The following is a 14,992-nucleotide window of genomic DNA, read 5'->3' on the forward strand; positions in this document are numbered from 1 at the left end:
GAGATGGTTACAGGTTTCTTGTAAAAGCCCCTTCCTGTGAAGGGGCTTTTTGTTAGCAGCTCGTCGGCAATAGTCGGCAGCGCGCAACGCCAATCAGCCACCTGTCTTTCCTGTTCACTCCCGGCCAGGTGCTGATGCAACGGCTGTAGGAGCTTTCATTCGTGGCCATCAAGGATGCCGCGCTTCACGCGCTGATCGAACCAGTGGTAACGGCCATGGGGTTCGAGCTTTGGGGTATCGATCATCTGTCCCAGGGAAAACATTCACGTCTGGTGATCTACATCGATCACGAGAACGGTATCAACGTCGATGATTGCGCCGACGTCAGTCGGCAGGTCAGCGCGGTGATGGATGTCGAAGACCCCATCGCCGGCGAGTATCGTCTCGAAGTGTCGTCCCCTGGAATGGACCGTCCGCTGTTTACTCTCGAGCAGTTCGCCCTTTATGTCGGACACCGAGTCAATATCAAATTGCGCGCGCCCTTCGATGGTCGGCGCAAGTTCGAGGGCCTGCTGGCCGGTGTCGAGGGTGACGAGGTGTTGTTGCAACTCGATGGCGAGGAGTACTGCTTTCCCATAGAAGGCATCGATCAGGCGCGGGTGGTCCCGCAATTTGGATCATGATGTCGGCGAACAAGGACAGGTTATCTGGCGAGGCTAAGGCATGAGTAAAGAGATTCTGGCGGTCGTTGACGCGATCTCCAACGAAAAGGGTGTCCCCCGGGATGTCATCTTCGAAGCCGTCGAAGCGGCGCTGGCCAGTGCCTCGCGCAAGCGTTTCGAGGACGAAGAGGCCAGCGTGCGAGTGCACATCGACCGGGTCACCGGCGAGTACGAGACGTTTCGTCGCTGGGAAGTCATCGAAGACGATGATTTCGATGGTCCCGATGCGCAGATCAAGCTGACCTTCGCCGAACGTCGCGATCCGCCCCTGGGCCTCGGTGATGTCGTCGAAGAGAAGATCGAGAACGCCTCGTTCGGGCGTATCGCCGCCCAGACGGCCAAGCAGGTCATCGTGCAGAAGGTGCGCGAGGCCGAGCGGGCCGAGGTCGTGCGCTTGTACGCCGAGCGTGAAGGCGAGCTGGTGGCCGGCATCGTCAAGAAAACGACACGCGACGGCCTGATCATCGACCTTGGCGACAACGCCGAGGCGTTCCTGCCGCGTAGCGAAATGATTTCCGGTGAGCGCTATCGCATGAACGAGCGTGTGCGCGCGTTGCTGGTCAAGGTCGACGCCGAGGCACGTGGTGCCCAGTTGATCCTGTCGCGGACCAATCCGCAGATGATCATCGAACTGTTCAAGATCGAGGTCCCCGAGATCGCCGAGCAGCTGATCGAGATCAAGGGCGCTGCCCGCGATCCGGGCTCGCGGGCCAAGATCGCGGTCAAGACCAATGATCGCCGCATCGATCCGGTGGGTGCTTGTGTGGGCATGCGCGGCTCGCGCGTCCAGGCCGTGTCCTCCGAATTGCAGAACGAGCGCGTCGATATCGTGCTGTGGGATGACAATCCCGCCCAGCTCGTCATCAACGCCATGGCCCCGGCCGACGTAGGCTCGATCCTGGTGGATGAAGATGCCCACGCCATGGATGTGGCCGTCGCCGAGGACAATCTGGCTCAGGCCATCGGCCGCAGCGGCCAGAACGTACGCCTGGCCTCCGAACTCACCGGCTGGCGTCTCAACGTCATGACCGAAGAGGACGCCGAGGCCAAGCGTGACCAGGAGATCGACAGCCTGGTCGAACACTTCGTCCAGCATCTGGACATCGATGATGATGTCGCGCGCCTGTTGGTCGAGGAAGGGTTCACTTCGTTGGAAGAAGTGGCCTACGTACCGGTCGAGGAAATGCTGGAAATCGAAGAGTTCGACGAGGACCTCATCGAGGAACTTCGCGCTCGCGCCAAAGACGAGCTCTTGAACCTGGCCATCGCTTCCGAGGAACAACTGGATGGTGCCCAGCCGGCAGATGATCTGCTGGAAATGGACGGTATGGAACGCCATCTGGCCTTCATCCTGGCCAGCCGGGGCATCAAGACCATGGAGGACCTCGCAGAGCAGTCCGTCGATGACCTGATGGACATCGAGGAGCTGGACGAAGAGCGCGCCGCGGCACTGATCATGACTGCCCGTGCGCCATGGTTCGAGAGCGAACAGTAATAGGGTCACGGGCTGAGGAGGGTCGTAATGTCAGAAATGACCGTTAAGGATTTTGCAGCGAAGGTGGGGCGCGATGTGCCCCGTCTGCTGGAACAGATGAAAGAAGCCGGCCTTGAGCATAAGGCCGAGGGTGACGCCGTGTCCGAGGAAGACAAGCGCAAGCTGCTCGACTTCCTGACCAAGAGTCACGGTGGCAGCGGTGCTGGAGTCGGAGCCGGCGCCAAGAACCGCATCACCCTGACCCGCAAGACGCGCAGCAAGATCAAGACCAGCGATCGCGGCAAGACCATTGAGGTTCAGGTGCGCAAGAAGCGTACCTACGTCAAGCGCGACGACGAGCAGGACGACAAGCCTGTCGAGGTCGAAGATCAAGGTCCGCGTCAGTTGGTCGGCGACATGGCGTCGGCCGAGGCCAAGCGTGAAGCCGAGGCGGCAGAAGATGCCAAGCGGGCTTCCGAGGAAGCGGCACGCCAGTCGGCTGCCGATGCCGAAGCCAAGGCCGCCAAGACGGCGCAGGTTGCCGAGCCGGACATCCCGGTGCCGGTGCTGGATACCGGTGCCCCCGCCGGCGACGAGCCCCCGGCTCCGCCGAAGGAAGGTCGCGGTGACGTGCGCCGTGCGGCGGTCAAGAAGGCCGCCGCCAAGGTCGGCAACAAGAAGGGCCGTGGCGAGCGTGACGACGACGACCGCAGCGATCGCGAAGAGCGTCGTCGCGGTGGCGGCGGCAAGAAGGTCAAGCGCGCCGAGCGTCGTGGCAGTCGCCGTGGTGGCAGCCAGGGCAACGGCAAGCATGGCTTCCAGAAGCCGACCCAGCCGATCGTGCGCGAGGTCTCCATCCCCGAGTCGATCTCGGTGGCGGAGCTGGCCGACAAGATGTCGATCAAGGCCAATGAAGTCATCAAGGCCATGTTTACCATGGGCGCCGCGGTGACGATCAACCAGACCATCGATCAGGACACCGCGGCGATTGTCGTCGAGGAAATGGGCCACACGCCCAAGCTGGTCAAGGACGATGCGCTGGAAACCGAGATGCTTCAGGCGATCTCTTACGAAGGTGAAGAGATTACCCGTTCGCCGGTGGTGACCGTCATGGGTCACGTCGACCACGGCAAGACCTCGCTGCTCGACTTCATCCGTCGTGCCAAGGTTGCCACGGGCGAGGCCGGTGGCATCACCCAGCACATCGGTGCCTACCATGTCGAAGATGACCATGGTGGCGTGACCTTCCTCGACACCCCAGGCCACGCGGCGTTTACCGCCATGCGTGCCCGTGGTGCCAAGGCCACCGACGTGGTCATCCTGGTGGTCGCGGCGGACGACGGCGTCATGCCGCAGACCGTCGAGGCGATCGAGCATTCCCGCGCCGCGGAAGTGCCGATGGTGGTCGCGGTCAACAAGATCGACAAGTCGGGTTCCGATCCGGATCGGGTCAAGAACGAACTGTCCCAGCACGGCGTCATCTCCGAGGAGTGGGGCGGTGACACCCAGTTCGTCCACGTCTCGGCCAAGAGCGGTGAAGGCATCGAGGATCTGCTGGAGTCCATCCAGCTGGTGTCCGAAGTGCTCGAGCTCAAGGCGGTGCCGAGTGCACCGGGCAAGGGCGTGGTGGTCGAGTCCCGTCTCGACAAGGGCCGCGGCCCGGTCGCGACAGTGCTGGTCCAGAACGGCACTCTGAAGAAGGGCGATATCGTGCTCGCCGGCCTGCACTATGGCCGCGTCCGCGCCCTGACCAACGAGCTCGGCAAGCAGGTCGATGCCGTGGGTCCCGCCATGCCGGTGGAGATCCAGGGACTCGACGGCACGCCGGAAGCCGGTGACGACTTCATGGTCGTGGCCGACGAGAAGAAGGCCCGTGAAGTGGCCAACTTCCGCCAGGGCAAGTACCGCGAAGTGCGTCTGGCGCGTCAGCAGAAGGCCAAGCTCGAGAACATGTTCTCGCAGATGGGCCAGGACGTTGCCGCCAAGCTCAACATCGTGCTCAAGGCCGACGTGCAGGGTTCCCTTGAGGCCATTCGTGGCGCACTCGAAGAGCTCTCCACCGACGAAGTTCAGGTCTCCGTGGTGTCGTCTGGCGTTGGTGGTATCACCGGTACCGATGCCAACTTGGCGCTGGCCAGTGAAGCCATCGTGGTCGGCTTCAACGTGCGTGCCGACGCCGCCGCCCGCGAGATCATCGAGCGGGAAGGTCTGGAGCTGCGCTACTACAGCGTCATCTACCACCTGATCGACGAGGTCAAGCAGGCCATGAGCGGTATGCTCGAGCCTGAGTGGAAGGAAGAGATCGTCGGTGTGGCCGAAGTCCGTGACGTCTTCCGAGCACCCAAGATCGGCGCCGTGGCTGGCTGTATGGTGGTCGAGGGCACCGTCTTCCGTAACAAGAAGATCCGCGTGCTGCGTGACAACGTGGTCATCTACGAAGGCGAGCTGGAATCGCTGCGTCGCTTCAAGGATGACGTCCAGGACGTGCGCAACGGCATGGAGTGTGGCATCGGGGTGAAGAACTACAACGATGTCCAGGTCAACGACAAGATCGAGGTCTTCGATCAGGTCAAGGTCGAGCGCACGCTGTAAGCGTTCGAGGAGCCGTTAGCCATGCGCGAGTTCAAGCGTACCGACCGAGTCGCCGACCAGCTCCAGAAGGAGCTGGCGGTACTCATCCAGCGTGAGGTCAAGGACCCACGCCTGGGCATGGTCACCGTCAGCGGGGTCACGGTCAGCCGTGACCTCGGCTACGCCGATGTCCATATCACCCTGCTCGGCGAGCAGGATCCGGAGCGCATCAAGGAGAACCTTCAGGTCTTGAAGCGTGCCGGAGGCTTCCTGCGTAGCCAGGTGGCGCGACGCATCAAGCTGCGTCACGTACCGGAGCTGCGCTTTCACTACGACGAGAGCGTGGTGCGTGGTCAGCACCTGTCGTCGTTGATCGAGGAGGCCGTGGCCAGCGACCGCTCGCGTGCCCCGGATGAGGTCGATGAGACCGATGCCGAGCGCGATGGCGGCGAGGGCGACGGCGGGGCCAAGCCCTGATGGCGCGTCGTCGTCGCGGTCTGCCGGTAGACGGCGTGCTATTGCTGGACAAGCCTCAGGGCCTGTCCAGCAATCACGCGCTGCAGCGAGCCCGTCGCCTGTTTCAGGCCCAGAAGGCCGGTCACACCGGCACCCTGGATCCGATGGCGACGGGCTTGTTGCCGGTACTGTTCGGTGAGGCGACCAAGTTTTCGTCCCAGTTGCTGGAAGCCGACAAGGTCTACCGCACCCGGGTCGAGCTCGGTGCCAGCACCGATACCGGCGATGCCGAGGGCGCGATCATCGAGCGTCGCCCGGTGCCGCGCCTCGAGGAAGCCGAAGTGGCTGGCATGATCGACAGGTTCATCGGTGAGCAGGAGCAGTTGCCGCCGATGTATTCGGCGTTGAAGCATCAGGGGCGTAAACTCTACGAGCTGGCCCGAGAGGGCAAGACCGTAGAGCGTGCAGCGCGCAGAATTAGCGTGTATGATGCCCGGCTACTTTCGGCGTCGCTTGCCGGTAGCGCCCCCTGGTTCGACCTGGAAGTGCGGGTCAGCAAGGGCACCTATGTGCGCACGCTGGCCGGCGATATGGCCAAGGCGCTGGGCTGTGAGGGACATATTTCGCAGCTCAGGCGGCTCAAGACCGGCCCTTTCGACGCCGACGGCATGCTGACGCTTGAGGCGCTCGAAGCCCTCGAGGATCAGTCGGCCAGGGAAGCGACGCTGGCACCGATCGACGTGCTCCTCGAGCACTTGCCGGCTCACCAGTTGAGCGAAGCGGGGCGCGAGGCACTGCGCTTCGGACGCCCGGCCAGAGCAGAGCCGCTGGCGGCAGCACCGCCAACGGCCGAGTCGGCGGCAGGCGACGACGATGGGGTACTCACGCGACTCTACCATGACGAGGTCTTTGTCGGTCTCGGTGTGGTGGATGCGTCCGGGGATATCGTGCCCCGGCGCCTGTTGAGCTCGTTTGTCGCGGGCGCGAAGACAGACTGACCCACTCAATGGGTGCAGGTTGGTAGCAATGGAGACTGCAAATATGCGTGGTCTCCGACATTCATCATCTAGGCATATTGCTTACTGGAGAGACAGATGGCACTTACCGCCGAACAGAAGTCCGAGATCGTCACCGAGTACAGCCGTGGCGAGAACGACACCGGCTCCCCCGAGGTTCAGGTGGCCCTGCTGAGCGCCAATATCAACGGCCTGCAGGATCACTTCAAGACCAATAAGCAGGATCACCACTCGCGTCGTGGCCTGATCCGCATGGTCAACCAGCGTCGTAAGCTGCTGGACTACCTCAAGCGTAAAGACTTTGAACGCTATCAGTCTCTGATCCAGCGTCTCGGTCTGCGTCGCTAAGACGTTCAGACGTTCAGACGGTGGTGCAGGCTCGGAGACGTTGAAGCTTTCGATAGTCCCTGATCCAGCGTCTCGGTCGGCGTCGCTAAGACGTTAGGACGTTTAGACGTCAAGACGGTGGTGCAGGCTCGGAGACGTCGAAGCTTTCGATAGTCCCTGATCCAGCGTCTCGGTCGGCGTCGCTAAGCAGTTCCAGGCTTAGCAGGTCCAGGCTTAGCGGAGACGATTCCGTAGAGCCGGCGCCATTGGCGCCAGACAACGGGCAGCCCCACGGGGCTGCCCGTTGTCGTTTTTGGCGTTGCCGTTTCAGGCGTTTGTCTTCAGCGGATCGGGACGCCCGTCGGCGAGCCCTTGCGCCTAAGCCGAATCGACTCGTGGTCCTTGACCTTTGTGGTGGCCCTTGACGCCGTGACCCCCTAAAATAGTGGCCGAGTCAAAAAGACCCAAACATCGAAAAGTAAAGGAAGTCGCCGTGAATCCGGTCAAGAAAACGTTTCAGTACGGTCGCAGCACCGTCACCCTGGAAACCGGGCGCATCGCCCGCCAGGCCACCGGTGCCGTCATGGTCACCATGGACGACACCGTGGTGCTGTGCACCGTGGTCGCGCGCAAGGAAGCCAATCCGGCCCAGCCGTTCTTCCCGCTGTCCGTCCATTATCAGGAAAAGACCTACGCAGTCGGCAAGATTCCCGGCGGCTTCTTCAAGCGTGAAGGCCGTCCCACCGAGAAAGAAACCCTCACCTCGCGCCTGATCGATCGCCCGATCCGTCCGCTGTTCCCCAAGGGCTTCATGAACGAGGTGCAGGTCGTCTGCACCGTGCTGTCGACCGACCGCAACCATGATCCGGACATCGCGGCGCTGCTCGGCACCTCCGCGGCGCTGGCCGTCTCCGGCGTGCCGTTCAAGGGCCCGATCGGGGCCGCCCGCGTCGGTTTCGACGAAGATCGTGGCTACTACTTGAACCCGACCGTCGAGGATCTTGCCAGCTCCGAGCTGAACATGGTCGTGGCCGGCACCGAGAAAGCCGTGCTGATGGTCGAGTCCGAAGCGGCCGAGCTGCTCGAAGACGAGATGCTTGGCGCCGTGCTCTACGGTCACCAGGAAATGCAGGTGGCGATCTCGGCCATCAATGAACTGGTCCAGGAAGCCGGCAAGGCCAAGTGGGACTGGCAGCCTGCCGCCGAGAACACCGCGCTCAAGGATGCCGTGGCGAGTGCCTTCGAGGCCAAGGTCGGCGAGGCGTACCGCGTCACCGACAAGATGCAACGCCAGGACGCCCTGTCCGCGCTCAAGGCGCAGGCGGTTGCCGAACTCGCCGGTGAAGACGACGGCAAGTTCGACAAGGGTGAGGTCGAAGGCGCCTTCGCCGGCCTCGAGAAGCGCGTCGTGCGCTCTCGCGTGGTCAAGGGTGAGCCGCGCATCGACGGCCGCGACCACAAGACCGTGCGTCCGCTGGCCATCGAAGTCGGCAGCCTGCCGAAGACCCATGGCTCGGCGATCTTCACCCGCGGCGAGACCCAGGCCATCGTGGTGGCGACCCTCGGCACCCTGCGCGATTCCCAGCTGATCGAGTCGCTGGAAGGCGAGCGCAAGGACCGCTTCCTGCTGCACTACAACTTCCCTCCCTACTCCGTGGGTGAGGCCGGCTTCATGGGCGGCCCCAAGCGCCGTGAGATCGGCCACGGTCGCCTGGCGCGTCGCGGCATCCAGGCCATGCTGCCCAAGGACGACGATTTCCCCTACACCATTCGCGTGGTGTCCGAGATCACCGAGTCCAACGGTTCCAGCTCCATGGCCTCCGTGTGTGGCTCATCCTTGGCGTTGATGGATGCAGGCGTGCCGATCAAGGCGCCGGTGGCCGGTATCGCCATGGGTCTGGTCAAGGACGCCGACGGCTACGCCGTGCTCACCGATATCCTTGGCGACGAGGATCACCTCGGCGACATGGACTTCAAGGTGGCTGGCTCCGCCGAAGGCGTGACCGCGCTGCAGATGGACATCAAGATCGAAGGCATCGACGAGCAGATCATGGAAACGGCGCTGACTCAGGCCCATGAGGCTCGCCTGCATATCCTCGAGCAGATGAACGCCGTGATCGGCGAGAGCCGTGCGGACGTGTCCGACAATGCGCCGTCCATGGCCACCATCAAGATCGCCCCGGACAAGATTCGCGACGTGATCGGCAAGGGCGGCGCCACCATCCGCAAGATCTGCGAAGACACCGGCGCCTCCATCGACCTCGACGACGATGGCACCGTGCGTATCTACGCCGAGGACAAGAAGGCCGCCAAGAAGGCCATCGATACGGTGCTGGCGATCACCGCGGAAGCCGAGATCAACAAGCTCTATCGTGGCAAGGTGGTGCGTATCGCCGACTTCGGCGCCTTCGTCAACATCATGCCCGGCACCGACGGCCTGGTGCACATCTCCCAGATCGTGGCCGAGCGTGTCAATGACGTGCGCGACTTCCTGAATGAAGGCGACGAGATCGTGGTCAAGGTGCTCGACATCGACAACCGCAATCGCGTCAAGCTGACCATCAAGGAAATGACCGACGAAGAGAAGGCAGCGTTCGAGGCCGAGGAGGCCGCGACCGAAGCCTGATCGATCGGTGGATCGAGTAACGCCCCCGTCGCCTGCGCCTCGGGGGCGTTCTTGTGTCAGGCCGGGGGCTTTTACCCGGTCGCCGGCGCGTGACCTGATGGCGAGCAAGGGCCACGAGCAAGGGCCACGAGCAAGGAGCCCGGTCTCGGGCGTCGTGAAAGGGGATGGCAGGGAGCAGGACGATGGGGAAAACGACATCGGAGTCGTCGGTGGTCAACGTGAAGACCACCACGGCAAGGCGTGACTGGTGGGCGGTGGTGGCGGTCATGATCGGGATCTTCCTGTTGGTGACCGCCGAGCAGCTGCCGATTGGGCTATTGTCCCAGGTCGCGGCGTCGCTATCGGTGACGCCGGGGATGGCCGGCTTGATGATCACCGTGCCGGGCGTGGTGGCGGCCTTTGCCGCGCCGCTATTGCCGGTGGCGGTGGGGCGCCTGGATCGGCGCATCATGTTGACCGCGCTGATGGCGCTGATGACCCTGGCGAGCCTGGCCGGGGCCTTCGCGGAGAGCTTCGGCTGGTTGCTGGCGACCCGGGTGCTGGTCGGTATCTGCATCGGCGGCTTCTGGGCCATCGCCGGCGGGCTGGCGTCTCGTCTGGTGGCGCTCGAGCAGGTGCCAAGGGCCATGGCGGTAATCTTCAGTGGGGTGGCCGGGGCCTCCGTGCTGGGGGTGCCGGCAGGCACCTGGCTCGGTGACCTGACCGATTGGCGCACCGCCTTCATCGCCATGGCCGCGTTGAGTCTGGTGGTGAGCGTGGCGCTATGGTGGCTGCTGCCGGCATTGCCGGCCCGCGAGCCGGTACGCTTGACCAGCCTCAGCGGTCAGTTCGTTAGCCGCGGCGTGCGTGTCGGCGTCATCGCCACGGCCCTGATCGTCGTGGGCCACTTCGCCGCTTACACCTTTATCAGCCCGATCCTGCAGGACATCGCCGGGGTTCCCGTGGCCAGCGTCAGCGGCCTGCTGCTGCTTTATGGAGGGGCGGGCCTTGCGGGCAATTTCCTCGCCGGCACCGCGGCGGGCCGTCGGCCCTATCGCACCGTGCTGGTGATTCCGATCCTGCTCGCATTGGCGACGCTGGCCTTTCCCTGGCTGGGCCGTGAGCCGGCCACGGCCATACCGCTGTTGATGCTGTGGGGGGCGGTGTTCGGCAGCATCTCGGTCAGCCTGCAGACCTGGATCCTCAAGAGCGCGCCCAACGCCGAGGCGGCCACTGCGCTGATGGCGTTTGTCTTCAACCTGTCGATCGGCTTCGGTGCCATGGCCGGTGGCCAGGTGGTGGACGCGCTGAGTCTCGAGGGGGTGCTCTATATCGCCGGTGGCCTGTTTGCCTTGGCGGCGGTGATCGTGGCACGCACACCGGCAAGCGCGGTCGGGCGCGGCGATAGCGCATAAGGCGCAGAGACAGCCCTTCACGAAGGCGCCATGAGGCCAGCTCTCGACGATGCGCCCCCAGGAGAAAGCACCATGCAATGGCGTGCCCTGAAGTACTTCGATACCGTCGCGCGCTGTCGCTCGCTGCGTCAGGCCGCTGCGCGTCTGCACATCGCGCCGACGGCGGTCAGCCGCCAGATCGATCAACTCGAGCATCAACTCGGTGCGCCCTTGCTCGAGCGTGGCCCCGAGGGCATCCGCCTGACCGCCGCCGGGGAATTGCTTGCCGAACAGGCACGAAGGACGCTGCGGGATCTTGAGCGTGTCGAGGCACGCATCGCCGACCTTCAGGGAATGCGCACCGGGCGGGTCGCCATCGAAGCCGCTGAAGGGCTCGTGTCCAGCCTGCTGACGCCGGCGCTGACCGATCTCAATCGGGATTATCCACGCCTCGAGTTCGATATCGCCATCGCCAGCGCCGGTGGTGTCATCGATGCCCTGCGCCGAGGCGACACCGATATCGGCCTGGCGTTTTTCCTGCCGCCACGGGACGATATTTTGCGGGTGGCGACGGCGGGACTCGAGCACTGCGTGGTGATGGCACCCAGCCACCCGCTGGCTGCTGACGAGGAGGTGTCATTGGAAGCGGCGTTGGCTCATCCGCTGGCCTTGCCGGATGATTCCTACGGCGTGCGTCAGGCGCTGGACCGCGCGGCCAAGTCTCGGGGGTTGCAGTATGCACCGAGCTTTACCACGGCATCGCTCGAGACTCAGAAGGCCCTGGCCATGGCCGGCGCCGCGGTGCTGATCCTGCCGGCCATGGCGGTGGCCCGTGAATGCCAGCAAGGGACCCTGACGGCAGTGCCGCTGGAAGAAGGCGCGCTGGAGCGGGCGAGGATCGATCTGTGTATCTATCGCCACCGCTCGCCGAGCCCCGCCGTGCAGACCTGTCTGGAGCGGCTCGAGACGGCGCTCGACGGCCGAGCGACCCGGACGGGGGGACCGTGAAGGACTAGGCGCACACAAATTGTGAGCGCAGAGTGCCTGTGATTGTGATGGCGGTGTTCACCAGCGACTTCCATGCTGAGGGTGTTACCGAAACGGAGTCGCCGGAATGGAAGCCTGCCTGAACTACACCACCCGCCAACTCGTCGCCGCCTATCGCCGCCGCGAGCTATCGCCGACGCTGATGGCCGAGGCGCTGATCGACCATGTGCAGCGCTGGGAGCCGCGTATCAACGCGCTGTACGCCTACGATCCCGAGCGCTTTCTCGATGCCGCCCGGGATTCCACACGGCGCTGGGACAAGGGCGCGCCGAGGGGCCCGCTTGACGGCGTGCCGGTGACGCTGAAGGAGTTGATTGCGACTCGTGGCACGCCGATTCCCCATGGCACGCTCGCCGGTGCCGGGACCGCCGAGCAAGGTCACCCACCGGCGCAGGACGATGCGCCGGCGACGCAGCGCCTCGCCGAAGACGGTGCCTTGTTGCTCGGCAAGACCACCTGCCCGGATTTCGGCATGCTGTCCTCGGGACGTTCCTCGTTTCATGGTCTGACGCGTAACCCCTGGAATACCGAGTTCAATACCGGTGGGTCGAGTTCAGGCGCTGGTGCGGCGGCGGCGGCGGGGTATGGCCCGCTGCATCTGGGCACGGATATCGGCGGATCGATTCGCCTGCCGGCGGCCTGGTGCGGTCTGGTCGGCTTCAAGCCGAGCCTTGGTCGGGTGCCCATCGACCCTTACTATGTGGGCCGCTGCGCGGGTCCGATGACGCGCACGGTGGATGACGCCGCGTTGATGATGGCGACGCTGTCGCGCAGCGATACTCGGGATGCCATGCGCCTTCCGCCCAGTGAGATCGACTGGAGTGCGCCGGGCGGTGGCGTTGGCGGGATGCGCATCGGCGTGATGCTCGATGCCGGCTGTGGGCTGGCGCCGGACCCTCAGGTGCTGGCGTGCGTCGAGCAGGCGGCGAGGCAGTTCGAGCAGGCGGGGGCCACCCTGGTCCCTATCGCCCCGGTCATGACGCGGGACATGCTCGATGGCCTGGAGCGCTTCTGGCGGGCGCGCCAGTTCAGTGAGCTCGAGCGACTCTCGCCGCAGGAGCGGGCCAGGGCACTGCCGGAAATTCTGGCCTGGGCGGATGACGGTGCAAAGCTCTCCGGGATCGACGTGGTGCGTGGTTTCGAGCAGACGATGGCCATGCGTCGGACCACCGAAGCGGTGTTCGAGGATGTCGATGCGCTGTTGAGCCCGACCGCCCCCAATCTTGCTTTCCCGGCAGACTGGCCGTCTCCGACCAACGATCCGTCGCGGCCGTTTGAACATATCGTGTTTACTGTGCCTTGGAACATGGGCGAGCAGCCGGCGATCTCGTTAAATGGCGGGTTCTGCCGTGATGGCATGCCCATCGGCCTGCAGATCGTGGCGCCGCGCTTCGAGGACCTGCGGACTCTGCAGTTGGCCCGTTCCTTCGAGCAGTGGCGCGGGCCGATCGGCCAGTGGCCGAGCCCGCCGTGATCGAACATCGTCCGAGCGCCGCCTCTGCTTGAGCACGGCCCCGGACACCTGCGGTCGAGAGCGCCAGGCGTTCTCGCCGTGGTCAACTATCAAGACAAGGAGTCTTCCGTGCGTCGATCCTTCCTGTTGCCGACCAGCTGGCGTGGCTGGTGTGTGCTGGTGTGCTTCGCGCTGGTCATCGCGGCCGGGCTGTGGCCGGTCATCGAGCTGGTCAATCGGGGTGGCCTGGTGTTCGGCCTGCCCGCCCTGGTGACCTGGAGCTACGTGATCCTGCTTGGCTGCTGCGCGGTGATGGCGCTTGGCAACCTGCTGATCCGGGAGATCGACGATGAATAGCCCCTGGCCGCTGATCATTACCCTTGGCTACATCGTGATTGCCATCGTCATCGGGCTTGGCGCCCGCGGGCGGCGCAAGATGAGCTCGCTGGAAGAATGGGGAGTGGCCGGGCGCAGCATGGGGCCGATGACGCTGTATCTGTTGATCGCCGCCGGCAGCGTCAGCGCCTATACCTTCATGGGGGCACCCGGCTGGGCCTATGCCAAGGGCATCCCGGTGTTCTATGTGGTGATCTATCTGGGCTATCTGGCGCTGGTGGCCTGGTACTTTGGCCCCAAGGTATGGGCCTTCGGTGCCAGGTTTGGCCATGTCACCCAGGCCAGTGCCATCGCCGATCGTTACCAGAGCCCCGTGCTGGGCGCCCTGGCGGCGCTGGTCATGTCGGTGGGCTCGATAGCCTATGCGGTGCTGCAGACCATCGGCTCGGCCTACATCCTGTTTGTCATGAGCGGTGGGGCGATTCCCGTCTGGGCTGGCGTCATCCTGGTGCTGTGTTGTATCGCCATCTACCTTTACGCCAGCGGCCAGCGCGCGATCGGCAAGACCAATGTCTTCCAGGGCGTACTGATGTTCATCGTGGCCTGGGCAGTCGGCCTGTGGGCGGCCCACACCGCGACCGGTAGCTGGGGCTTCGCCGAGGTCTTTTCTCGCCTCGCCGTTGAGGCTCCTGAGTACCTGTCGCTACCCGGGGCAGGGGGCGACATGAGCTTCGCCTTCTGGACGACCTCCATCGTCGTGTCGATGCTGTCGTTCATGCCGCCGGTCTGGACCCAGTGGATGAGCGCGACTTCGGCGCGCACCATTCGACGCGCCGCCACCTGGTTGCCGACCTACTATCTGGTCATCCTGCCGATGGTGGTGGTGGGCTTCATCGGCATCTTCGCGATGCCACAGCTTGCCCGGGCGGATACGGTCGCGCTGGAGTATGCCATGCAGCACCTGCCGGTGGTGTTGGTCGGGCTACTGGGGGCGGGTACGCTGGCGGCGTCGATGTCGTCGTCTGAGCCGTTCATCCATTCGGTGGCACTGACCTATGCCAAGGATGTCTTTCAACCGTTGTTCAAGCTCTCGGACGCGACGGCGGGCAAGCTGGCGCGCTGGATGATCTTTCCCCTGATGGCGCTGGTCATCGCACCACTGGCCATCGCCGAGCCCGGTAATCTGGTGATGATCCTGCTGATCGGGCTGGGCTTTGCCTCCCAGGTGCTGCCGGCCTTTATAGGCATGTTCTTCTGGAAGAAGGCGACGGCGCTCGGGGTAGGCGCTGGTATCGGCGTGGGGTTTCTCGTCACCGTCGCCTTTACTACCTTGTGGCCGCATCCACTCGGCGTGCACGCCGGCTTCTGGGGGCTGATGGTTAACCTGCCGATGTTCTGGCTGGTGTCACGGATCACGGCGCCGGTGGCGGATGATGTCGTCGAGCGCTTCTTTCGCATCGCGGTCCCCTGGCAGTATCGCGCCGACAAGGCGACCCTCGGCTCGGCGTCTGCCGAGACGCGGTGATGGGGTGAGAGCGACGTGGTCGGTCCGGTCAGTGGCCGAGCCTGGTGCTTAATCGCGAACACCCGCCGCGAGCATCCGTCGCAAACGACAGGCAAAGAAAAGCCCCCGCCTCGGCGGGGGCTTCAG

12 protein-coding genes are annotated in these 14,992 nt (G+C 64.2%); all 12 read left to right on the plus strand.

Annotation, left to right across the window (positions count from 1 at the left end; genetic code table 11):
• The first annotated feature begins 161 nt into the window (after window positions 1-161).
• On the plus strand, window positions 162-623 hold the full coding sequence (rimP, locus tag ACUN9Y_RS04200) for a ribosome maturation factor RimP (protein WP_445459424.1): 462 nt from the start codon (window positions 162-164) through the stop codon (window positions 621-623).
• A gap of 40 nt (window positions 624-663) precedes the next feature.
• On the plus strand, window positions 664-2,157 hold the full coding sequence (gene nusA / locus ACUN9Y_RS04205) for a transcription termination factor NusA (protein WP_445459425.1): 1,494 nt from the start codon (window positions 664-666) through the stop codon (window positions 2,155-2,157).
• A gap of 27 nt (window positions 2,158-2,184) precedes the next feature.
• Entirely contained in the window at window positions 2,185-4,728 is a 2,544-nt protein-coding gene (infB, locus tag ACUN9Y_RS04210) for a translation initiation factor IF-2 (protein ID WP_445459426.1), read from the plus strand.
• Window positions 4,729-4,749: 21 nt separating this feature from the next.
• Window positions 4,750-5,184: a 30S ribosome-binding factor RbfA gene (gene rbfA / locus ACUN9Y_RS04215; protein WP_445459427.1), complete on the plus strand. Its 435-nt coding sequence runs from the start codon at window positions 4,750-4,752 to the stop codon at window positions 5,182-5,184.
• Complete coding sequence (truB, locus tag ACUN9Y_RS04220; RefSeq protein WP_445459428.1) at window positions 5,184-6,161, plus strand: tRNA pseudouridine(55) synthase TruB; 978 nt, start codon at window positions 5,184-5,186, stop codon at window positions 6,159-6,161. Before rbfA ends, truB begins: the two co-directional genes overlap by 1 nt.
• Window positions 6,162-6,257: 96 nt before the next feature.
• Complete coding sequence (gene rpsO, locus ACUN9Y_RS04225) at window positions 6,258-6,527, plus strand: 30S ribosomal protein S15 (RefSeq protein ID WP_445459429.1); 270 nt, start codon at window positions 6,258-6,260, stop codon at window positions 6,525-6,527.
• A gap of 472 nt (window positions 6,528-6,999) precedes the next feature.
• Window positions 7,000-9,132 (plus strand): polyribonucleotide nucleotidyltransferase, encoded by a 2,133-nt coding sequence (pnp, locus tag ACUN9Y_RS04230; RefSeq protein WP_445459430.1) that lies wholly within the window; start codon window positions 7,000-7,002, stop codon window positions 9,130-9,132.
• Between the two features lie 266 nt (window positions 9,133-9,398).
• A complete protein-coding gene (locus tag ACUN9Y_RS04235) occupies window positions 9,399-10,526 on the plus strand; it encodes an MFS transporter (protein ID WP_445459486.1) in 1,128 nt (375 codons plus the stop codon).
• A 72-nt stretch (window positions 10,527-10,598) separates the two neighbouring features.
• Entirely contained in the window at window positions 10,599-11,513 is a 915-nt protein-coding gene (locus ACUN9Y_RS04240; RefSeq protein ID WP_445459431.1) for a LysR family transcriptional regulator, read from the plus strand.
• A 106-nt stretch (window positions 11,514-11,619) separates the two neighbouring features.
• Complete coding sequence (locus ACUN9Y_RS04245; RefSeq protein WP_445459432.1) at window positions 11,620-13,026, plus strand: amidase; 1,407 nt, start codon at window positions 11,620-11,622, stop codon at window positions 13,024-13,026.
• A 108-nt stretch (window positions 13,027-13,134) separates the two neighbouring features.
• Complete coding sequence (locus tag ACUN9Y_RS04250) at window positions 13,135-13,362, plus strand: hypothetical protein (protein WP_445459433.1); 228 nt, start codon at window positions 13,135-13,137, stop codon at window positions 13,360-13,362.
• A complete protein-coding gene (locus ACUN9Y_RS04255) occupies window positions 13,355-14,866 on the plus strand; it encodes a sodium:solute symporter family protein (protein WP_445459434.1) in 1,512 nt (503 codons plus the stop codon). The genes ACUN9Y_RS04250 and ACUN9Y_RS04255 overlap by 8 nt, the downstream gene beginning before the upstream one ends.
• Window positions 14,867-14,992: the final 126 nt, after the last annotated feature.

The organism is Halomonas sp. V046 (assembly GCF_052645355.1).